Source organism: Treponema primitia, assembly GCF_046533075.1.
GTDB classification, from domain to species: Bacteria; Spirochaetota; Spirochaetia; order Treponematales; family Breznakiellaceae; genus Termitinema; species Termitinema primitia_B.
The window spans coordinates 40,913-62,166 of the sequence record NZ_JAJQRB010000001.1 but is presented as its reverse complement, the minus strand read 5'-3'; the positions used below and the strand labels follow the sequence as shown (position 1 = coordinate 62,166).

General features: G+C 49.2%; 18 protein-coding genes. 12 read left to right on the top strand and 6 right to left on the bottom strand.

Annotated features, from left to right (window positions below):
• Positions 1 to 320 precede the first annotated feature (320 nt).
• The gene (locus tag LQZ19_RS00305) at positions 321 to 560 is read left to right on the top strand and encodes a hypothetical protein (protein WP_411045629.1); all 240 of its coding nucleotides are present in this window, start codon (positions 321 to 323) and stop codon (positions 558 to 560) included.
• A gap of 461 nt (positions 561 to 1,021) precedes the next feature.
• On the opposite strand, the gene LQZ19_RS00300 is transcribed toward LQZ19_RS00305, so the two are convergent.
• The 6 genes from LQZ19_RS00300 to LQZ19_RS00275 all read right to left on the bottom strand — a co-directional run bounded on the left by LQZ19_RS00300 (position 1,022) and on the right by LQZ19_RS00275 (position 7,778).
• Complete coding sequence (locus LQZ19_RS00300; protein WP_411045628.1) at positions 1,022 to 1,780, bottom strand: hypothetical protein; 759 nt, start codon at positions 1,778 to 1,780, stop codon at positions 1,022 to 1,024.
• Entirely contained in the window at positions 1,777 to 2,940 is a 1,164-nt protein-coding gene (locus LQZ19_RS00295; protein WP_411045627.1) for a hypothetical protein, read from the bottom strand. Before LQZ19_RS00295 ends, LQZ19_RS00300 begins: the two co-directional genes overlap by 4 nt.
• 522 nt (positions 2,941 to 3,462) lie before the next feature.
• Positions 3,463 to 5,535, bottom strand: a complete 2,073-nt coding sequence (locus LQZ19_RS00290; RefSeq protein ID WP_411045626.1) for a RelA/SpoT family protein — start codon at positions 5,533 to 5,535, stop codon at positions 3,463 to 3,465.
• Positions 5,507 to 6,361 carry a peptide chain release factor N(5)-glutamine methyltransferase gene (prmC, locus tag LQZ19_RS00285; protein WP_411045625.1) on the bottom strand — a complete coding sequence of 285 codons (855 nt, stop codon included), beginning with the start codon at positions 6,359 to 6,361 and terminating at the stop codon, positions 5,507 to 5,509. Before prmC ends, LQZ19_RS00290 begins: the two co-directional genes overlap by 29 nt.
• Before the next feature lie 159 nt (positions 6,362 to 6,520).
• Positions 6,521 to 7,606, bottom strand: a complete 1,086-nt coding sequence (prfA, locus tag LQZ19_RS00280; RefSeq protein WP_411045624.1) for a peptide chain release factor 1 — start codon at positions 7,604 to 7,606, stop codon at positions 6,521 to 6,523.
• Between the two features lies 1 nt (position 7,607).
• Positions 7,608 to 7,778, bottom strand: a complete 171-nt coding sequence (locus tag LQZ19_RS00275; protein ID WP_411045623.1) for a hypothetical protein — start codon at positions 7,776 to 7,778, stop codon at positions 7,608 to 7,610.
• A 74-nt stretch (positions 7,779 to 7,852) separates the two neighbouring features.
• Between LQZ19_RS00275 and LQZ19_RS00270 the strand changes: the two genes are divergently transcribed.
• The 11 genes from LQZ19_RS00270 (at position 7,853) to LQZ19_RS00220 (ending at position 21,027) form a co-directional block, all read left to right on the top strand.
• The gene (locus LQZ19_RS00270; RefSeq protein WP_411045622.1) at positions 7,853 to 8,281 is read left to right on the top strand and encodes a hypothetical protein; all 429 of its coding nucleotides are present in this window, start codon (positions 7,853 to 7,855) and stop codon (positions 8,279 to 8,281) included.
• Complete coding sequence (locus LQZ19_RS00265) at positions 8,278 to 9,915, top strand: tetratricopeptide repeat protein (protein ID WP_411045621.1); 1,638 nt, start codon at positions 8,278 to 8,280, stop codon at positions 9,913 to 9,915. The genes LQZ19_RS00270 and LQZ19_RS00265 overlap by 4 nt, the downstream gene beginning before the upstream one ends.
• 11 nt (positions 9,916 to 9,926) lie before the next feature.
• Positions 9,927 to 10,949, top strand: a complete 1,023-nt coding sequence (locus tag LQZ19_RS00260; protein ID WP_411045620.1) for an aldo/keto reductase — start codon at positions 9,927 to 9,929, stop codon at positions 10,947 to 10,949.
• A gap of 76 nt (positions 10,950 to 11,025) precedes the next feature.
• Positions 11,026 to 12,966, top strand: coding sequence for a sigma 54-interacting transcriptional regulator (locus LQZ19_RS00255; protein WP_411045619.1), 1,941 nt, complete (start codon positions 11,026 to 11,028; stop codon positions 12,964 to 12,966).
• A 300-nt stretch (positions 12,967 to 13,266) separates the two neighbouring features.
• Positions 13,267 to 14,409, top strand: a complete 1,143-nt coding sequence (locus tag LQZ19_RS00250; RefSeq protein WP_411045618.1) for a mandelate racemase/muconate lactonizing enzyme family protein — start codon at positions 13,267 to 13,269, stop codon at positions 14,407 to 14,409.
• A 27-nt stretch (positions 14,410 to 14,436) separates the two neighbouring features.
• Positions 14,437 to 15,273, top strand: coding sequence for an MBL fold metallo-hydrolase (locus LQZ19_RS00245; RefSeq protein ID WP_411045617.1), 837 nt, complete (start codon positions 14,437 to 14,439; stop codon positions 15,271 to 15,273).
• Positions 15,274 to 15,320: 47 nt separating this feature from the next.
• Positions 15,321 to 16,604 (top strand): SLC13 family permease, encoded by a 1,284-nt coding sequence (locus tag LQZ19_RS00240; RefSeq protein ID WP_411045616.1) that lies wholly within the window; start codon positions 15,321 to 15,323, stop codon positions 16,602 to 16,604.
• A gap of 170 nt (positions 16,605 to 16,774) precedes the next feature.
• Positions 16,775 to 18,658: an autotransporter outer membrane beta-barrel domain-containing protein gene (locus LQZ19_RS00235; protein WP_411045615.1), complete on the top strand. Its 1,884-nt coding sequence runs from the start codon at positions 16,775 to 16,777 to the stop codon at positions 18,656 to 18,658.
• A complete protein-coding gene (locus tag LQZ19_RS00230) occupies positions 18,655 to 19,125 on the top strand; it encodes a hypothetical protein (RefSeq protein ID WP_411045614.1) in 471 nt (156 codons plus the stop codon). Before LQZ19_RS00235 ends, LQZ19_RS00230 begins: the two co-directional genes overlap by 4 nt.
• On the top strand, positions 19,115 to 20,329 hold the full coding sequence (locus LQZ19_RS00225) for a hypothetical protein (protein WP_411045613.1): 1,215 nt from the start codon (positions 19,115 to 19,117) through the stop codon (positions 20,327 to 20,329). The genes LQZ19_RS00230 and LQZ19_RS00225 overlap by 11 nt, the downstream gene beginning before the upstream one ends.
• A gap of 14 nt (positions 20,330 to 20,343) precedes the next feature.
• Positions 20,344 to 21,027, top strand: coding sequence for a FecR family protein (locus LQZ19_RS00220; protein WP_411045612.1), 684 nt, complete (start codon positions 20,344 to 20,346; stop codon positions 21,025 to 21,027).
• Positions 21,028 to 21,254 lie beyond the last annotated feature (227 nt).

Genomic DNA, 21,254 nt, shown 5'->3' with positions numbered 1-21,254 from the left:
GAGCCGTGAGCCGTGAGCCGTGAGCCGTGAGCCGTGAGCCGTGAGCCGTGAGCCGGCAAAGGCTGCGCCTTTGCCTTGGAGTTTTGCTTCGCAAAACTCCCCATGAGGGTGGCTGTCGTGGTTAGGTCTGCCGCTGCCGGAAGCATGGGGATAGCATAGTCAATACGGAAAATTTGTTCAATAGCCTAAATGGTACGGGGTTTACAAACCGGCGTAATGCCTGTCTTATCAAATTTGGTGACAGGCGCCTTTGCGTTATCACGGTACTTGTCTTGCCATAGATCGCAAGACGGCGTATATTTGAACGAGAGGGAATAAGTATGTATGCAAGCTACCACCTTAAAGCAGACGAACTCAATGTCAATGTTATCCAAAGCTTAAAAAACACTTTTCACCAGCGTGAAATCGTTATTTTGTCCAAAGACGAATATGATGCATGGGAAAAGGCACGGCACAATGCGGCGTTTACCGGGGAATTGCAGAACCGCATCAAAGAACTTGACGAAGGCAAAGGCATTGTTAAAACCATGGCGGAACTTGAGGCTATGGCGAATGAATGAGGTAACCTTTCATGTAGATGCCGATGAAAACAAAAACCTGCATATTATTGCCTGTAAAGGCCAGTATACATAATTCGATAAATAGATGGCAAATCCGGCGCCTGATGGTGGAGTTAGTAGGGTGGGGTATACAGGTCATTCGAAAAAACGCCGGTGGGGGAGGGGGAGCCACGCTGCGGGATGCCTGTAGAGTCTGCTTGCGGAGCCCAGTAGGTCTCCTCCAGCAGGGAATTCCAGAATATCCCGCAGCGCGGCTCCCCCTCCCCCACCGGCGCCTGTTCGTAAGGATCTATTTAACCCTGCTTCCCTCGCCCGCGCTTACTTGCGCTAAACGGGGCGGGAGCAGATTTGGTGACAAACGCCTTTGCGTTACCCTCGTAGAGTTCTACAAGACTTTGGACGAATATTTCCAGATTTCCAAGCCGTGGCGCTAAACCTTTGAAATCTCTCAAGGGATATGTTTAAGTTTTTTCTGCAAACCCTTTAACAATTGCTTCAAAAATCTGCTGTTTGTTTGGTGTCATATTCGGGTTACGTTGTAGATAACCCGGATGATAAGTGCGGTATGCTTTTGTTACACCCGGAATAACCACTTCGCATAAATCTTTTCTGTCAAACCCTGTAACTCCTTTGCGTTCAGGAATTCCAAAAACATCGCCAATAACGCTTTCATATTGCGATGTTGGCCCTGTAAAGAATATGGCAAAATCCGGTTTTAAGATTTCAATTTCTTTGAGTATCAATGAATTAAAATATGGTTTGATTACCGGTTCATACCATTTGTCCGGGAAATGCATGCCATGTTTTCCCATTTTAACGATGTTGTTCCAAATATAATCAACTGTTTTTGGGTTAATTGCCGTTTGTAGCATATCAATAATTTTCTTTGTCCCTTGCCAAAATGGTGTTTTTGGAGGACTTGTTAAAAAATCATTATAAAAATTGGTAATGTCTTCAACGTATATTTCTTTTGAGCTACCATAAATAATTTTGTCCTCACCCCATTGTTTTTTATAGTTCCAAGCATTTGTTTCCTGTCCAAAAACCATCAGCTTTATGTCAGCCTGTAAATACTCATCAGAAACGTGCAGGAATAGTGGGTATGTCGCTTTTTCCACTAAATTGGGTATATCGTCATTTATAGCTCGAACATCCTCAAAAGCCCCATCTTCTTCGGCATCGGTATATAATCTCCATAAAGCGTCATTTTCTTTACTCACTTAGTGTTGCCTATTATATAGGTTTGCAAAAATTCAGGAATAGACTTATCCTCAATCTTGTGGTTGTTAAAGTGATAAATAGCACGACGAGCAATTTCGTCAGCGGCCTCGCGATAATTACTTTGATAATTTTTTTTAAGGCTTTCTATATCATCAAAATGAATTCCTGAAAAATTCTGTAACTCCATCTCGTCCCGTGCACCCGGCAGCGGCTTTTCCAGAGTACAATTAGCATTTAATTTGTTCTTATCAACAAAGATTCTCCAATCGTTACTTTTTGATACTCGAAAATCATGAACTTGCCAATATTGCCAGCCGACTATAAGGTCTAATTCTATACGCTGGTAATCTTTTGCTATAGTAAATGGTCCTACAATAATTTTACAATCAGGAAATTTCAAAAACTCAAATACGGCATATTCAAATGTCCCGGAACCGCCCCGTACTTCCTGATAAACACCTTTTCGAAACATATCAGAACCTTCTACCAAGGCATCGTTCAGTGACTTTAATAATGCTTTCCTGAATAACACCGGAAACATTTGTTCGTCATGTTCTTCAATAATTTTATCGTCAATTTTACCCCCTAGACCTATTTGGTCACTTAAAACATTTATAATGAGTATGACATTTTTACGCAATATTTTATAAGTCTCTTCGCCTGATTTATCAAGACATCCTCCAATTGCAGTGATACAATCGGCAATTATTTTTGATGGCTTTTTCTTATTTTTCTTTTCTTCCTTATCAATTATCTTTTTGACATCAAATTCATTTTTGACATCAAATTCCTTTTTGTCGTCAAGATAAATCATCAAGTCCCTGTAATAGCCGGTTGTAAGATTTTGGAATTCATCCGCTGTGATTTTATGGTCTTCCCAAATTGTCCAGACAGTATTTATGTATTCCTGAAACACTTTTGATTTTTGTTCAAATACTTTTACATTTCGTTCTTTTTCTTCTTCAGCGGCACTTTGACCATTCAACAAGATTACGGTAATAAGTGCCGTTACTATTGCACCTAAGAACGTACCCATAAAATTCAAAGGCAATTCATCGAATGCAATTATTTTAAAATTTGTTGCTGTTAAACAAAAAACCGCTAATCCAAGTAAAACAACCACAAATATTACTATGGTAGATACTTTCGTAATTTTCATAAATTTACCTCCAGATTAATCAGCCAACTGATGTTTTTTTGTAGGCGAAGCGGGACAACCTGTTCCACTGGCATTAGTTGCCAAAACATTACCAGACGATCTTGTTTCCCTCCCACAATACACACAAATTGGCGGATTGGGAACAAGTACATGTTTCTTTGTTAGCGAGGCCGGGCAAAGTGTTCCATTAGCATTTGTAGCCAAGGCAGTACCAGATGTGCGAGTTTCCTTTCCACAATACTTACAAACTAAAGCCATAATAAAGCCTCCTAAAAGATATATTTCCATTATTCTACAACAAATGATTTGTCATAGAATGATAGACCAAATGGAAATTCTACAATTTTTGCAGAATTTCTTACTCTTTGCGCCGCCACGGATGCCGACGGTATCAGCGCTGGCCGGAAGCATGGGGATAGCATAGTCAATACGGAAAATTTGTTCAATAGCTTTTCCAGAAAGGTAAAAAAAGTAATGAGGGACAAAAGCCCGGGTTCTATTGGGGAGTAAGTCCCCGTAACACTAATTAAGCGACAGGATGCTGTAAACCGCCGGTATGCCCCGTATGTTTTTCATGATTTTCTTAAGATCCTCCGCCTGTTCCAACTGCATGGTGAAGAACCCGGTGAGGTGGTTAGTGGATGTTTCTTCCAAACGGCCTTCGATAAGATGTCCTTGATGCTTGCGTACGGCGCCTTCAATCTCCGAGAAAAGATCCGCGGATAGCCGGGCTTCAACTTTGAAACGTTTAAGCTGGGGACCGCTGTTTTCCCATTCGGTGTCGATACGCCGTTCGGCGAAGTCGGGGATGTTTGCCAGGTTGCTGCAGTTTTTCCGGTGGATGATGATGCCCCGGCCCCGGGATACATAACCCAGTATGGGGTCGCCGGCCACGGGGTTGCAGCATTTGGCAAAGCGGATCATCATGTTCTTCTCATCTTCTACCCGTACCTGGAAGATACTTGCCGTCCCAAGCTGCTCCTGGACAAAACGCTGAACCGGACATTCGATTAGTTTTTCTTTTTCCGGCGGCGGGGCGGCTTTGGCCGGTTCGACCGGGGGTGTTTTCTTTTTGGCGATAACGTTTTTTTCGATGATCACCGAATCGTCGTTTTCCTGCAGCCAGGAACGGATTCTGTTCCGGGCCTTGGATGTTTTTACGAAACGGAGCCAATTAACGTGGGGCCGCGCGTTGGTGGCGGTTAGTATTTCTACCACCTGGGTGTTCTGCAATTCCGCACTGAGGGGGATGATGATACCGTCCGCCTTGGCCCCGGCGCAGTGATCCCCCACGGCGGAGTGGATGTGATAGGCAAAGTCAACGGCGGTGGAACCCAGGGGCAGTTCTATTACCTTGCCCTGGGGGGTAAAAACATAAATAGAATCCTTGAGGAGTTCCCCCTTGATATCCTCCAGGAAAGATTCAGAGGACCCCTCTTCCCCTTCGGCCTGTTTCCAGTCCTTAAGGCGGTTCACAATGGAAAGATCCCCCGGGCGGACTAGTTCGGCGGAGCTGCCCTTCTTGTAGAGCCAGTGGCTGGCGATGCCGTATTCCGCCACCTGGTGCATCTCCCAGGTGCGGATCTGGATTTCCAGCAGGCGGCCCTCAACGGTATCGCCGGGAGAGGCTTGGGGCAAAGGGTCCCAGGCGCACATCACCGTAGTATGAAGGCTCTGGTACCCATTGGCCTTGTGCATGGCGATATAGTCCTTGAAGCGGCCGTCCAATGGCTTCCACAGACGGTGAACAAGACCTAAGAGGTTATAGCAGTCCTCAATACTGTTACAGAGGATACGGACCCCCATCAAATCGTAAAGATCTCCCACAGCTTTGTTGCGTTTCCGCATCTTCTGGTATATTGAGTAAAAGTGTTTTGCCCGGCTTTCCACCGCGATATCGATCCCCGCAGTTTTTGCTTCGGCGGTGATGGTTCCTAAAACCTTCTCCAGAAAATCCCGGCGTTCACCCCTTTTCAGGGCCACGATCTCCTTTATCTGGAGAAAAACTTCCCGGTTAAGGTACTTCAGGGACAGATCCTCCAGCTCGTCCTTCATCCAGGAAATTCCCAGCCGGTCCGCCAGGGGCGCATAAATATCCAGACATTCCTGGGCAACGGCCTTACGATCCGCAATTTCGGCAAGATCCAGGGTCCTCATATTGTAAAGTTTATCCGCCAGTTTTATCAGGATGACCCGGATGTCGCTGACCATGGCAAAGAGCATTTTCCGGATATTTTCAGCTTCATGGTTAGTTTTATTCTTCGCAGAAATATCGGCGATCCTGGTAACACCTTCAACCATAAGGGCCACGGACGCGCCGAATTTTTCGGCTATGGCCTCACGGGTAAGGGGAACGCTGCCTTCCTTAGGGAATGTATTTTCCAGGGAATTCTGAAGTACCGCAGCAATAATGGTATCGGCGTCCAGATTAAGGTCCACCAGGATGGACGCTACCCCCAGGATACTATCCCCCCGGCGGTCCTGTTGGGGAACGCAGTATTTCTCCGCCCAGCTCAGTCCGGTATTGATCCGTTCCTGGTCTGTCCCGGAGTAGGGGCTGATTTTTTTACTGAACGTCGCAACCAGCGATTCCATCTATAACCCGATCCTGCCCGGACAGATCCTGATAGGTTCTGATATCCCGGTATCCCTTTTTTTCCAGTATTAGGCTAATTCCCGCCATTTGTCTAGGGTCCGCTTCCATAAGGAGCCTCCCCCCGGGCAGCAGGTACGAGCGCGCCCCGTCTATGATCCTCCGCACCAGGTCCAGCCCGTCTTTCCCCCCGTCCAGCGCCAAAAGCGGTTCCCCCCGGACTTCCCGGGCAAGGGCGGCGATTTCCCCGGAAGCCACATAGGGAGGGTTGGCGGTGATGAGGGAGAAACGGATCTCCGGAACCGGCGAGAAGAGGTCCCCTTGGAGAAAATGTACCGCCCCATCGCTCCCCAAAAGCCGCCGGGCGTTTTCCCGGGCCACGGCCAGGGCCTTTGCTGAGATATCCGAAGCGTAGACTTCCAAGGAGGGTAGTTCGTGTTTCAAGGCTATGGCTACCGCCCCGGAACCGGTACAGAGATCCAGTGCGGTCAGTTCCTGATCCGTACCGATGGTCAGGGCCGCTTCCACCAGGGTTTCTGTGTCCGGCCGGGGAACGAGGACATCGGGGGTGACGATAAGGTCCAGGCCGCGGAATTCCTTACGGCCCAGGATATAGGCGGTACATTCCCCGGCAATGCGGCGGTCCAGGAGGCCGGCAAAATCCTCAGCGCCGTCTTCGTGTAACGCTTCGGCATCCCGGAGTATAAGTTTTTCCCTGTTCGTTTTAAGGATGAAAGCCAGGAATAGTGCGGCGTCTAAACCGGGATTGTCGATTCCTGCTTTTCTGAGCCGCGCCGTTCCCTGGGTAAGGACTTCCCGTATAGTCATAAGACAAAGGAATTGGGTAACCGCAAAGGCACAGAAGTCGAAGAAGGGGAGGGGAGGGAGAGGAAATTTTTCTTCTCTCTATTTCTTCTTTTTTTCATCATCCTTATTCGCCTTCTGCGCCTTTGCGGTCTTTTACTTTCCCCCCGGATCTTATACATATTAAGAAGCGGCGGTTACCGATGCTGTGGTTTGGAGTAATTCTTCCCGGGCGGAAAGTTTGAGGGCGTCGAAGAGTTCTTCCACATCGCCCTGCATGATAAGGTCCAGTTTATAGAGGGTAAGGTTGATACGATGATCCGTAAGTCGGTTCTGGGGGAAGTTGTAGGTACGGATCCGCTCGGAGCGGTCCCCTGAGCCGACTTGGTTTTTCCGGGCCTCCGAACGGGAGGCGGCGGCTTTGGCTTCCTCCATTTCGTAGATCCGTGCCCGGAGTACACGCATGGCTTTGGCCTTGTTTTTAATCTGGCTCTTTTCATCCTGACATTGGACCACCACCCCGGAGGGGATATGGGTGATCCGTACCGCAGAATCGGTGGTGTTGACGCACTGGCCCCCGGGACCGCCGGCACGCATCACGTCGATACGGAGGTCTTCGGTACGTATGTCGATTTCGGTCTCGTCCGCTTCGGGGAGCACCGCCACGGTTACTGCGGAGGTGTGGATACGGCCCGAAGCTTCGGTGGCGGGGACCCGCTGAACACGGTGTACCCCCGACTCGTAGCGGAGATTTTCGTACACATTATTACCGCTGATGGAAAAAACGATTTCCTTAAAGCCCCCAAGCTCGGTTTCGTTGGAGCTCATGATTTCAAACTTCCAGCTCTTGGTTTCCGCAAACCGGGAATACATGCGGTAGAGGTCCGACGCAAAGAGGGCCGCCTCGTCGCCGCCGGTACCCGCCCGGATTTCCATGATGATATTCTTTTCGTCCAGGGGGTCTTTGGGGATCAGCAGAAATTTGAGGCGATCCTCCGCATCCTTGAGATGGGTTTCCAGTTCCCGGCTTTCTTCCTTGGCCATTTCCCGCATATCCGGATCCTTTTCATCCTGGATCAGGGTTTTGGCGTCCGCAAGCTGGGCGGAAATTTCTTCGATTTCCTTCTGAGTCCCGGCAATGGTATCCAGTTGGGAATATTCCCTCATGGTATCGCGGTATTTTTTCTGATCCTTCACCAGTTCAGGGTCCTGGATTAGGCCCGATAGTTCATCATACCGCCGCAGCAGTGATTCAAGACGTTCGTTCACCTTAGAGTTTCTCCTGGAATTGGGGACAGGAATAAACCACCACTTCCATGGGATCGTCCTTGGCGGAAAATTCTTCCATGGCTTTGAAGAGGGTACCCTGAATACGGCAAATGCTGTTCTGGTCGCAAAGTGGACAGGCGCCATTACCCCGGGGGTTAATCACTATATCCATTATATGTATAATATAACAGAAAGAAGATTATCCGTACAGTAGCCGGAAAAGCAGCTTTCTATTAGAATGATACTATGCAGATAGGGGATCTGATTTGGCATTTTACAACGACGGTGCGGAAATTTATCCGGGAAACGGCGCCTGAGTTCTTTCAAACCCGGCGAAGGATCGTGTTATTGGGTATTGGGGGGGCGGTCTTGGTTTTAATCCTCGCTTTTGTTGCAGTATTAATGGTACAGGGTCATATTCGCACGGTCAAATCCCGGGCCGCCGCCAAGGAACTGGCGGATTCTTTTAAACCCCTGGCCATATCGCCGGAGGATTTCTTTTTGCCCGAAGAACCGGATGCGCTCCCCGAGTTTATCCCCGAACGTCTCCCCCGGGATACCTGGACTGTTGATGACGCCCGCCCTTACTGGACCGATCCTCTGGAGGGAAATACCCGGTTATGGCGGGATCGTTTTAAAGCGGAGATTGATACGCTGATGGAGGGTGTTCCGTGAACCCCGTAAAACACCTTTTTCCCCTGGGACTGATAATCTGTTGCCTCCTGTCCTGGTCCTGTAAGGGCCTCCCCAAGGTGAATATGACCCCTCCGGAAGAGGAACCCTATGAGGACGATGAAGACTATGAAGATTACGGGGATTATGACGACAACGGGGATGTGGATTATGACTGGTCCCAGGTAGAGGATGATGATCCGTCCCTGGCCTTACCCCCCCCCGGCGCCCCCTCCGAAGGCTGGCCGGCTGAGTTGGATGAGCCGTTTTTAGAATTCGGCGAGGTCTTCCTTCCTGATCCGCCCCCCGGGGAAAGCGCCATAGTTCTGGCGGAACCCCTTCCCGAGCCGCTTGCCCCGGATCTGCCGTCCCTTGCGCCGGCGCTGGTCCTGGCGGAAGAGTCCCCGCCGGAAGAGTCTTCACTGGAAGGGACCTTGCCGGAGGAGACTGCCCAGTCTGAGCTTGCCGTCCCGCCCGAACCGCCGCCGCCGGAACCGGTTATTCCGCCTCCGCCGCCGCGTATCGTCAGGCCCACGGAACCCATACCGCCGCCTCCCCGTGTCAGGGAACCCATACCGCTTCCGGTAAACCCCATCCCTGATCCCCCCGCCCGGAATCCTCCGACCTTCACGCCGGCGCCTATTCCGGCGATTCCTCAAGGCGTTTCTTCCCGGATCGTCCGGGCCGTGACCGGGCAAACCCTGGAGGTTCCGTTCCGGGGAACCGGCTGGGTCTATCTGGGGGAATCCGCCTCCAAGCGGGGTATAAACTACAATTCCCGGCGCCTGGATTCCGAAGGTCAGACCTTTGTTTTCCTGGCCGCCGAAGCCGGGACCTATGAACTCAAATTCTACCGCCAGGATTTTATCCGGGATTATATCATCAACGATTTGGTAAGCGTTATTGTCGAAGAGGCGCCCCTGGCCTCGCTCAGCTTCGGCGCTCCGGCAGACCGGGGTAGGGTGATTGCCGAACCCCGCTGGCCCACCATTCCCGGAGAGCCGCTCCCTGCATCAGAAGCCGTACCGCCAGCCGTCGTGCCGGGTAAGGCCGCTCCCGCAGTGGTTTCGCCCGGGTCTGTTCCCGCCGCGCCGTCTGCCGTTGTTCCCGGCAGGGCCGCTCCCGCAGTGGTTTCACCCGGGGTTGTTCCTGTCGTGCCGTCTGCCGTTGTTCCCGGCAGGGCCGCTCCCGCAGTGGTTTCGCCGGGGGCTGTTCCTGTCGTGCCGGCTGCCGTTGTTCCCGGTAGTGCCGCTCCTGCAGTGGTTTCGCCGGGGTCTGTTCCCGCCGTGCCGTCTGCGGCTGTAAACGAAACTGCGGAGCTTGAGCCACCGCTGATCCTTCCCCCGGGCGCCGGCGCCGAAGAGTACCTGCGCAGGGCTCGGGAAGAATTTGGGGCGGATCATGTTCCCCAGGCCATTGCCGTACTGAATCAGTTTATGGCGCAGTTTCCCCGGGGCAGCGACGAAGCGCTCTGGCTCTACGCACAACTTTACGAAAAACAGGGGCCTTCCCGGAATATCCGTTTAGCCCTGGACTACTATCGCCGTCTGGTAAATGAGTACCCCCAGAGCAGCCGGTACAATGATTCCCGCCGGCAAATTGCATATCTGGAACGGTACTATATCAATATACAATAAGGAGTTTTGCTATGAAGGAAGTGTTATTAGGCCGTACAGGCCTAAGGGTAAACAAAGATGGATTCGGCGCCCTGCCGGTACAACGGACCAGTAAGGCAGATGCGGTAGTATTACTGCGAAGAGCTCTGGATGGCGGAATTAATTTTTTTGATACCGCCCGGGCTTATACGGATAGTGAAGAAAAATTGGGAGACGCCATTGGCGGGCGGCGGAACGATTTTTTCCTGGCCTCCAAAACCAAAGCTATAAAGGGGGAGGATTTTTTGAAGGACCTGGAAACAAGTCTGAAAAATCTCAAGACAAGTCATATCGATATCTACCAGTTCCACAATCCGCCTTTTTGCCCAAAACCCGGTGACGGGACCGGTCTCTACGAGGCGGCCCTTAAGGTCAGGGAACAGGGTAAGATCCGCTTTATCGGTATTACTAATCACCGGCTGGCTGTAGCCCGGGAAGCCATAGACAGCGGCCTTTACGATACCCTGCAGTTTCCCTTTAACTACTTATCCGATGAAAAAGAGCAGGCCATGGTACGGTACTGCGAAGAAAAAAACATGGGCTTCATCTGCATGAAAGCCCTGAGCGGAGGGCTCATCACCGATGTGGCCGCCTCCCGGGCTTGGCTTGCGGACTTTAAAGGCGCCGTCCCCATCTGGGGCATACAGCGGGAAAGCGAGTTAGACGCCCTGTTCGCCGCCCAGAGGGAAAATGCGGTTCTAAGCGCCGAACAACGCCGCCGTATTGAGGCGGATCGGGCGGAACTGGCGGGCAACTTTTGCAGGGCTTGCGATTACTGTCAGCCCTGTCCCGCGGGGATTAAAATTTCCACCTGCGCCCGGATGTTCCTGCTGCTCCGCCGCTCGCCACCCGCTCAGTTCCTTACGGAAAAGTTTAAAAAAGAAATGGACAAGATCGAAGACTGCATCCATTGTAACCATTGCAAGGATAACTGTCCCTATGGTCTTGATACCCCTACGCTGCTGGAGAAGAATCTGGCGGATTACCGGAAATTTTCGGCGGAATTTCCGGTGTAGCGGTTCAGGTACTATAGATTTTTACCTGTCTTGATGCGTTTTGTGGGGTATATGATACCTTAATAGGGAGATTTTTATGGCAAATATTGCTTTTTTTGCCACCACAGAGGCGATATATAATACAGCAAAAAGAGTTGTCCTTAGGGGGCAATATACCGATACTTTTCAGATTTTTCAAGCAGATATACACAATGCAGCGCAAATGGCCCGGGATGTGGAAGCTGCGGGCTTTGAGGCTATTGTAATAAGAAGTGCCCTGAACAAGACCCTTTGCTCTGCCGACATTACTATACCTATCGTCCAATGTTACATCACGATTGGTGAATTAATGAAGAATTTTTCTGAGGCAATACGGATAAGCGGAATTAGGTCTCCCCACATACGATTTCTGACCGTCGAAGCACAGGCTTCCGGGATCAGCTATTCTATAAAATCTTGTGAGGATCTGCTCAAGGTACCCATTTCACTGTGTCATGTTGACTCGACAGACCGTTTATCTATTTACGATGCGGTCTGTCAGGCTGTAGACCAAAGGGTTGATATTTTAATTTCCAGCGCGACCGTCTATGCACAGTTTGGGCCATGCCCTATTAGGACCTGCTGTCTGGATGGTAATCTTGCTGATGAGTCTCTTGCCAACGCCTTTAGGGTTGCTAAATTAGTTGCTGCGGCTATAGAGTCCGAGCGTCAACGCAGCAGGGATCTCATGTCCATTATTCACAATTCCTTTAACGCAGTTGTTCACATAGATCATGAGGGCAGGACGCTTATCCTTAACAAGGTAACCGAAAGCGATTTTAACCTTGTCCCGGGAACATACGATGGCAAATTTATTTGGGACATGATCCCTCAGCTTGATCCGGAACTCACCAAATCGGTACTCCGGGGAGGCCCGGATGTATTTGGGAAAATACTGGAAATAAACCAATCGATATATATTGTCAATATTACTGCGGTTCATAACGAAGGTGGATTCAGAGGGGCGGTTATTCATTTTAATGAACTTGAACGGATACAGCGTATGGAAGCCCAGGCAAAAAGCGAATTGCATCAAAAGGGGCATACGGCTCCGTATCATTTTAGTGATATCATAGGCCGATCGGAAAAAATTCTTGACGCAAAGTATATTGCCAATGAATTTTCTAAATATGATGCAACCACCTTGATATTAGGTGAATCCGGAACCGGCAAGGAACTTTTTGCCCAGGGTATCCATAATAACGGTGTGCGAAAGGACAAGCCCTTTGTTGCGGTAAACTGCGCAGCCCTTCCCTTAACTCTTCTGGAAAGCGAATTGTTTGGCTACGCCGAGGGCGCCTTTACCGGTGCGATACGCCGGGGTAAAAAGGGGCTTTTTGAAATTGCCGAGGGGGGTACCATATTTCTGGACGAGATTTCTGAGTTGGATCTTTCTGGGCAGGTCAGGCTGCTCAGGACTTTGGCGGAAAAATGTATCCGCAGAGTGGGGGATGACTGCATTATTCCTATTAATGTTCGGGTTATCACCGCCACCAATAAGCAATTGTCTAAGCTGGTGCAGGAAGGACAATTTAGGGAGGACCTTTACTACCGCCTTAATGTGCTTACCGTGGATCTGCCGCCCCTGCGCGAACGGACGGGGGATATACAGTTTTTAACGGATCATTTCCTTTCAAATTATGGGAAAAAGTTCGGGAAATACTTTGCGCTCTCCGAAGACGCCTATGAGGTCATGGAGCAGTATCCTTGGCAGGGCAATATCCGTCAGCTCAGGAATTTTTGTGAAAGACTGGTAATCATTACCCGCACGAACGAAATCAATGGGGCGTTTATTACCCAACAGCTGCTATCGGCGTATGGGGATTATGAACCGCCTCAAATCCACGATTTTAAAGATTCTGCGGATCAGTTTGAAAAACAATATATCCAGGATCTTCTCAAAAAGCATAGGGGGTCCAGAATAAAGATCGCCCGGGAACTGGGCATCAGTAAAAGCACGCTCTGGCGTAAAATGAAGCATTTTGGAATTCTTGACTAACGTGGTTGTTTTAAATGGCGTTTCAAAAATGAAACCATTGATTTCAAATTATTTCAATAATGGGCTATCCAAAGAATAGGCGCCGTTTATCCCGTTAAGATTATCACACCATAGGGTAGTCCCCTCGGCTAACGTTTTTTCGCATTTCATTACAATTTTATGAATCTCTATGCAATGGGCGCAATAAAAGACCGTTCTCCGGCGGGCAAATATTGTTTCATAAAGAAATATTCCAATTTGGCATGGTTTTTGCAATATCGATTAGTGTATTCAGAGATTTTCTAAATTGGAGGTATAAAGTTGAAAATTACAGACCTGCGGGTTATTCCCGCGAAACATTATTTGTTTATACAAATTGATACAGATGAGGGTATAACGGGCCTTGGGGAGGCCGGAAATTGGGGATTCTTGGGAGCCACCGCTGCGGCTTTAGAAAAGCTCAAAGAATTTATTATTGGGAAGGACCCTTCAACCATCGAATATCATTATCAAAATATGTACCGGGCTATGTATTTTAGAGGTTCGGTTATTATGAGTGCCCTCAGCGCCATTGATATTGCGCTTTGGGATATTAAGGGAAAGCTCCTTGGAGTTCCTGTATATGAACTTTTAGGCGGTAAAACCAGAAATAAAATACGGGTCTATGCATCGGGCTTTGGCAGTCAAACGGCGGATGAAATGGTAAAGGGCTGTAAAACACTCAAAGAAAAAGGGTTTACCGCAGCTAAACTATTTTTAACTGAGCAGCAAACTACCCCCGGGGGAGAGAGGGAGTTTTTTTCAAATAAGATTGAACTTCTCATCGAAAAAGTGAGGCGCTGCCGCGAGGCAGTGGGTAACGATTTTGATTTGATCATGGAGATGCATCGTTCACTCACTAGCCCGGAAGCAGTAGCCCTGTGTAGAGAAGCTGAGCAATACCGCCCATTTAATATTGAGGATCCGATTATTCCGGATAATCCCGATGCCATGGGCGCCTTGGCGCATAAAATCAATATCCCCATAGCTACCGGTGAGCGTTTTATTTGTATGCATGAATTTCAAACGCTTCTCGCCAGGGGCGGGGCCTTCTATGTCCGGCCTGACGTGTGTGCGGTGGGAGGAATTTCCCAAGCTAAAAAAGTAGCCGCCGTAGCAGAAGCCCATGGTGTACAAATAATCCCCCATAATCCCCTGGGGCCTGTTTCCACCGCTGCCTGTGTGCAGCTTTCGGCTTGTATTCCTAACCTTGGAATAATGGAACTGCCCGATTTCTGTCTTGACGGACGGGAAGACGCCATGGTGAAAAAACCGCTTGAAATAAAAAATGGCTGTATTATTGTTCCCAACGGCCCCGGGATAGGCATTGAGCTTTCGGATAAGGCGGCGGATCTTTTCCCGGCAAAGGATAGGGCAACCAAGGGGGCAAAAATTTCTTTTGACGGATCGGTGCTTGATTGGTAAGTTAGTGTATTTGTAAGGAGGTATTATATGAAGTCCACCGGTTTAAAAATTCGATTTTTTAATGTAGGCGCTGGTCATGAGTTGGTTCTGCCAAACGGAAAAACCATATTAATTGATCCATATTTTACCGGGCTTGATTTTGGGGGACCCACCAGGGAGGATGTTAAAGGGGCAGACTATATTTTAGTTAGTCATACCCATTATGATCATGACATAGATTTGGGGTATTTTGTTGAAAAATTCAACTCCAAGGTTTTTATTGGAGCGTATTCTGCAACAGCGGCTTTACGATACCACAAGTTACCCTACGATAATGTGTTCCCCATGTATCCCGGACAAAATTATCACCTGGACGATTTTACCCTGGATATATTTCAAGCTAAGCATAACCCCACGGGCGGTCTTAAATACAGTCTTGAAAATGACATTACCCTTAAGCAGCTGGGGATAAGCGGACACAAGGAATGTGATGAGAATGGTTATTTAGACTCCTATGACTTCCTGATCTCAACTAATAACGGTTTCCGTATTCTCATGGCATCCGGACAGGCAATATGGAAAAATGTTTTCGATATTCATCCGAATATTTTATTGCGTCAGGCCGGTGTGCGCAAAGGAGGAGATCTATTAACCGGCGAGCAGGTTTCACCGCATATTTTAGCGGAATTGCTGACAAAGTATGGCGCCCAGATGATTTTTCCTTTTCATCAGGATGTGATGTATAAACGCTGGGGTGCAGAAAAACTGTCCGAGTATTTTGCGGATGTTTCTCGTGAGGTGGCTGGTTTAGATCCGGGAGCGGTGTTTATTTATCCAACACCATGGAAGTGGTACAACCTGGGTATTTATTTTGACGAAGAATAGCGGTTAGTACAGTTTGGGGTATTTTATATTTTTAGGAGGGATTTGATATGAATCCGGTTGTTATTAGTATTTTGGTATTTGTGCTATCTATCGTGCTTTATGCATCCAACATTTGGCCATTGGGTGTGACCGCCATGCTTGCCTTGCTGGTTCTGGTTTTCACAAAATGTCTTGAACCCGCTAAGGCATTGGCGGGCTTAGGAAGCGGTAATGTTATTATTGTTGTCGGTATGTTTGTAGTTTCAGCGGGGTTAAAACGAACAACCCTGCTTGAGACTATTACCCGCGGGATTCGTACCATCACCAGCGGTAGTTATCGGAAAGCTTATATCGGCGTTTTGGTGATAGGGCTGATTGCTTCCAGCCTAATCACCAGTCCCATGGTTGCCTATGCAATCTGCTTCCCCATAATGGATGCGGTTTGTAACGAATACAAGGTCAGCCCTTCCAAGGGGCAATTCCCGCTGGCGGTAATTTGTATTGCCTGCTGTGGAATTCTGCCCTTTGGATTTGCCATAAACCAATCAGCATTATATAACGGATTACTGGAGGCGTATGGTTTTAATATCACCATGTCACCCCTTGATTTTACCAGGGGCCGCCTTCCAATGATATTGGTTCTGTTTTTCTGGGCAATCTTCTTGGCTCCTAAGCTCACCCCCGAAAAGCCCATAATTCCGATTCAGACGGCAACGAATACCGGTTCCGGGCAAGAGAAACTCAAACCACTCGCCAATATTATGGGGTGTATTATTTTCTTCCTCACCGTATTAGGGTTAGTTTTTAATACACAGATAAAAATAGCGCCTTGGATGATCGTTATGGGCGCTTGTTTCCTTGATGTGGCCTTCGGTGTCCTTTCCGGAAAAGAGGCTATTTCTTCGATGGCTATCGATATAGGATTTATCCTTATCGGTGCGACCGGCATGGCTCAAGCCCTGATTGATACCGGGGCAGCGACTGCGGTAGGCGGAGTGATATCAAGTACCCTTGGCGGAGTACAGAGCGGCCTCTTACTTAACGCGGTATTCTTTATTGTCCCATTCATTCTGACCCAATTCATGTTAAACCAGGGTGTAATGAACATCTTCGCTCCTATATGTCTGATAGCTTCATCTGCCTTGGGAGCCAATCCTGTCGGACTTTTAGTTCTTATAACCGCAGGCAGTCTTACTGCGTTTATGACTCCCAGTGCAACGCCGGCAGTCCCCTTGGCCATGGCAGCGGGTGGTTATGATTTTAAATCCCTCTTTAGGATGAGTTGGTTACTCTCACTGATCTTAATGCCCTGTTACATACTTTATGTATATTTTGTGATCCCCGCATTCTAGAAAAAATTATCGAAAAATATAGGGGAGTCTTAGCCTAAGGGCGGAGGCTCCCCTACCGGCAAGTACGGGGTGTCCGGTCCCGGCCTATACCGCGGGATCTAATAAACCGCTGTTACGCGCAAATGTTTTGGATTGACTATCTACACCTTTAGATGTAATATTTAAAGGGTATGCGGAAATTATCGGAAATGGCGGGGTTTTTAATAAAACGTTTCGGATTCCATTGGGTAATGCCGCTGATTGGGTTAGCTTTTGCAGCCCTATGCGCGGCCTCCTGTGACTTGCCTTCGGGAAGCGCTTATAACGCTGAAAAAGGAACCATTCGTCTGGTACTGCCGGGTGGGAACAGCTTTTCCCGGTCTTTATCGGATGATTTTATCAGCCACAGCATTAGCTACAAACTTACCTTTACCGGACCGGGCGAAACTTTAAAACTGGAACCGCCTCTGCCTCCGGTGGTTACACTGAAAATCGGGACATGGGCCGTTGAAGCTAATGCCTATGACACTGCTTCAAGGCTGGTAGGGACCGGCAACATTACGATCAACGTTACGGCGGGACCGAATAATCCTATCAACATCCCCATGATGATAGATCCAATCTATAAGGCATACTATGAGGAGCTTCCGGATATCTACATCCACAACGAGGCGGAACTGCGGCGCATAGGAACGGATTTTGCCATCGACGGTACGAAGATTTTTCATCTGGAAAGGGATATAGTCCTGACCGCGCCCTGGACGCCCATAGGCGATTATACAACACCCTTTGAGGCGGTATTTGACGGAGGGGGCCACAGTATCACTATCGGTTCCTTTACCGGGGCAAATGTAACGGCGGGCGAACATTTCGCGTATGTGGGATTTTTGGGTCTGGTCGACAATGCGGCAATCAGCAATGTAACGATTAACTATACCCTTGGCGCCCCGGTGGATTTTACCTACCTGGATGGACTCACCTATTCTGACCAACACGCTGGCGGGGTTGCCGGGTTTGCAATTGATACCAGCTTTACGGATATTCAGGTCTCCGGCTCTTTTTCGGTCAAGGGTAACGGCGTCAGTTCCCTCAACCTGGGGGGAATTGTGGGTACGAATAATTACGGAACAACCACCACCATCACAAACTGCCATATCGAGGGGGACATAGCCGGAGAAACGGTAAACGCTCTTATGGTGGGCGGCATTGCGGGAAATTCTGTGAATGTGACCATAAGCGGCAGCTCTTTTAAGGGCAGCATAAGCGGCCTTTCCCCTACAGGGAACGGCACCACCGGGGGAATTGCCGGTTTTTTTGCGGATGGCGAAATTACCGCCTGTTTTGCCGAAGGCCGTATAGAGACGGAGGCCGATGACTCCAATGTAGGAGGTATAGTTGGCAGGGCTAACAATTCCATTACCGGCGTCACGATAAAAAACTGTTATGCTTCGGGCATAATAAAAGGCACTGCCACAGGATCCTCTTCAGATTCGCATTCCGGCGGTATAGCAGGTTATCTTAATACTGCCGGTGTTACCGGTGTAATCGAAAACTGCTACGCTTACGCCAATGTAATAAGTTCCGGCACATGTCCTAATATAATGGCGGGGGGTATTGCTGGAACCAATTTATGGACTATCTCCAGGTGTTACGCTGCGGGAACGGTAGAATCAATGGGAACGGGAAACGTTGCTATCCATGTCGGCGGGATAATGGGCTATGATAATGCCGGTATCGGCGTTACCGTCATCGATTGCATGGCCCTGGTTTCCGTGGTTGACGCCGGTCCTTCAACGGCACCAACAAAAATAGCGAATGCAATATGCGCTTCCTCTGCTGTCACACTGAGCGGTAACTATTCCCGGGATGATATTGTATTGCAAAATAATACTAACACCACCCCTGCTCCGGGACCAAACAATGAAGCTGGCCAGGCAACAGCTCCTACGGCTTTTATAACACAAACGCCCTATACCGCCGCCGGCTGGACCTTTGGGGATACCGGCTGGAAGTTCATCAGCGGCTACGACTACCCCGTGCTTTCCTGGCAGACCAGACCGCCGGTATTGCCATGAAAACACCATCACTATCACCGCAGAAGTTCTGCATCGTTACTTTGCTGTTTCTCGGCGCCGCCGTCTTGTCCCACACCCAAACCGCGGCGGAACTGGAACGGGTCCTCGGCCTAAAGACCGTCAGCTGCGAGGATGCCGCCTGGTTTATCCTTTCCGCCACAGCGGCCCTTCCCCCGGACAGTTCTCCTGCCGAGGCGTACAACTTTGCCCGGGAAAACAAATGGCTCCCTAAAAAAACCCGGGCCGAAGGGGCGATCACCTTTGGCGGGGTTTCCCTTCTTATCATGAAGTCCCTCAGTCTGAAAGGGGGGCTTATGTATACCCTGTTTCCCGGTCCCCGTTACAGTTACCGGGAACTGAGCCGCCTCCAAATACTGCAGGGCCGGTCCTATTCGACCGCGCAAATTTCCGGAGAAACTTTACTGCGGATTCTTAGCCGGGCACTGGACTATGAAAATGAATTGTAACAAGTCTCCCCATCTTTTCATTTTCATCCTGTTACTTATACTGAGTACACCCGCCGCCTTTGCCCAGGATTTCGGCCTGACCCTGCGCCAACTCCCGCTATTCCGCAATGGTGATACCGGCGGCAGTAGTTTTGAATACACGGGAACGGTAATTCCCTGGTTTGCGGCGCCCCTTGGGGAACAGGGGGATCTCTACTTTTCCGGTGGATTTTCTATGGAACGGGCGGATGATGAATGGCAGCGGATCCCGGAGATTTACCGCTTTGAAATGAGGTATCGGTTCAAGTCAGGTTTACGCATGGCTGCCGGACGGAGTTTCTACCAGGAAGCTTCAAACACTATTTTAAGCGGCCTCTTTGATGGTCTTTCCGCAGAGTACAGCCTGGGGAAAACCAAGCTTTCCGCAAGGGCCTTTTATACCGGGCTGCTCTATAAAAAGGACGCCTATATCACCATGAGCGACAGCGATTATGCGGATTATCATGATCGGGATGTCTATTTTTCTTCCCGGCGTGTACTTTTTTCCCTGAACTGGGGAATTCCCGCTCTGTTCAATACCGATAAGTTTCTTAAGCTGGGTATGATAGGGCAGTTCGATTTGAACGATTCATCCAATACGGTCAATTCCCAATACGGGGAAGCAACTTTGAGTCTGCCCTTTCTGGACGATTTTAACGCCGATCTGGGGGCCGTGCTGGGTTTACTTGAGAAAGAGCCCGGGGATAATCCATTAGAATTTTGTTTTGCCCTTAGGGCCGATCTGGTTTGGCTTCCCCCCGGCCCCGCCAATGACCGGTTTTTTCTGGGAGCTTCCTTTAGCTCCGGGGCATGGAATGATCAGGCGCAGGCTTTCCTTCCCATAAGCACCATAGCCCAGGGAAGGATACTCCGGCCAAAACTTTCAGGTATTGCCCTGATACAGGGGAGCTATACCCGGCGTCTCCACAAGGCCATTTCGGCGGAAGGGTCGGCGGCTTATTTTTTCCGCACCGATACTACTACTTACCGTGATACTGAACTGGACACGGATTCCCGTTCTCCCCTGCTGGGGGGCGAGCTTGCCGCGAACCTTATCTGGGCGCCGGTTTCGGATATTGCCTTTACCCTTGGCGGCGGAGCTTTCCTGCCCCAGACCGGGAAGGCTTTTGCTTCGGGAGCCGCCGTGAAGTGGCGGGTCTCTTTGGAGACTTTGTTATCGTTCTAGAAATTGCGGAGGACATGATGGGAAGAATATCGTTTTTTGTATTGTTTATTATAAGCGCAGGATTATTATTTTCTCAGGAAAGCGGGTTTTTTCGGGAACTAAGCGGGACCGTAGAAATGCAGGTATCCGGTTCATCCGTTTGGGTAAAAGCTGCTCAAGGGGACCGGATAGAAAAGGGAACCCGCATATCCACGGGGTTTAAAAGTACCGCCCTTATTGCACTGGGAGATTCGGTTATTACGGTACGGCCCTTAACCCGTTTAAGTCTGGAAGAAATACTGCGGAATGATGGGGACGAACAGGTAAACATATACCTTCATGCCGGGAGGATTCGGGCAGATGTAAGCCCCCCCTCCGGAGGAAAAACCAACTTTACGGTCAGGAGCCCTACGGTAACCGCATCGGTACGGGGGACCTCCTTTGAATTTGATACGGTGAACCTCCGGGTAGATGAGGGGCGGGTTCAATATGTTCATGCAAACGGAAGCCTGGTCAATGTGTCGAAACGGGAAACAAGCTATGTTGATGAAACAGACCGCCGGGTGGTATCTCCCTTTGAAGCTGCGGCGGCGTCCCTTACTCCTGCCCTTCCTTTTGGAAACACTTCGGGCCTTCCCTCAGGGGATACTGCCCCGATTATTGATATGGGTACTGTTCCGACGGGCGATGTAGGGTTGGGAGGTTTTGATTGGGACTAAGTGAAGGGGCATTTTCTTCGGCCAAGAAGAGCATGTATGTAAAGAAATAAACAACATTGATATAATTACAAGTTATCATTTACCATTATACCACAGAGATCCCTTTGACCGCTTTTTAGTATGGGAAGCACTACGAAATAATTTTATTTTGCTAACCATTGATGGTTCAATAGATGAATACAAAAATGAGGGATTAAGGATAGAAAAGTAAGCCCCTAGGAGTTTGT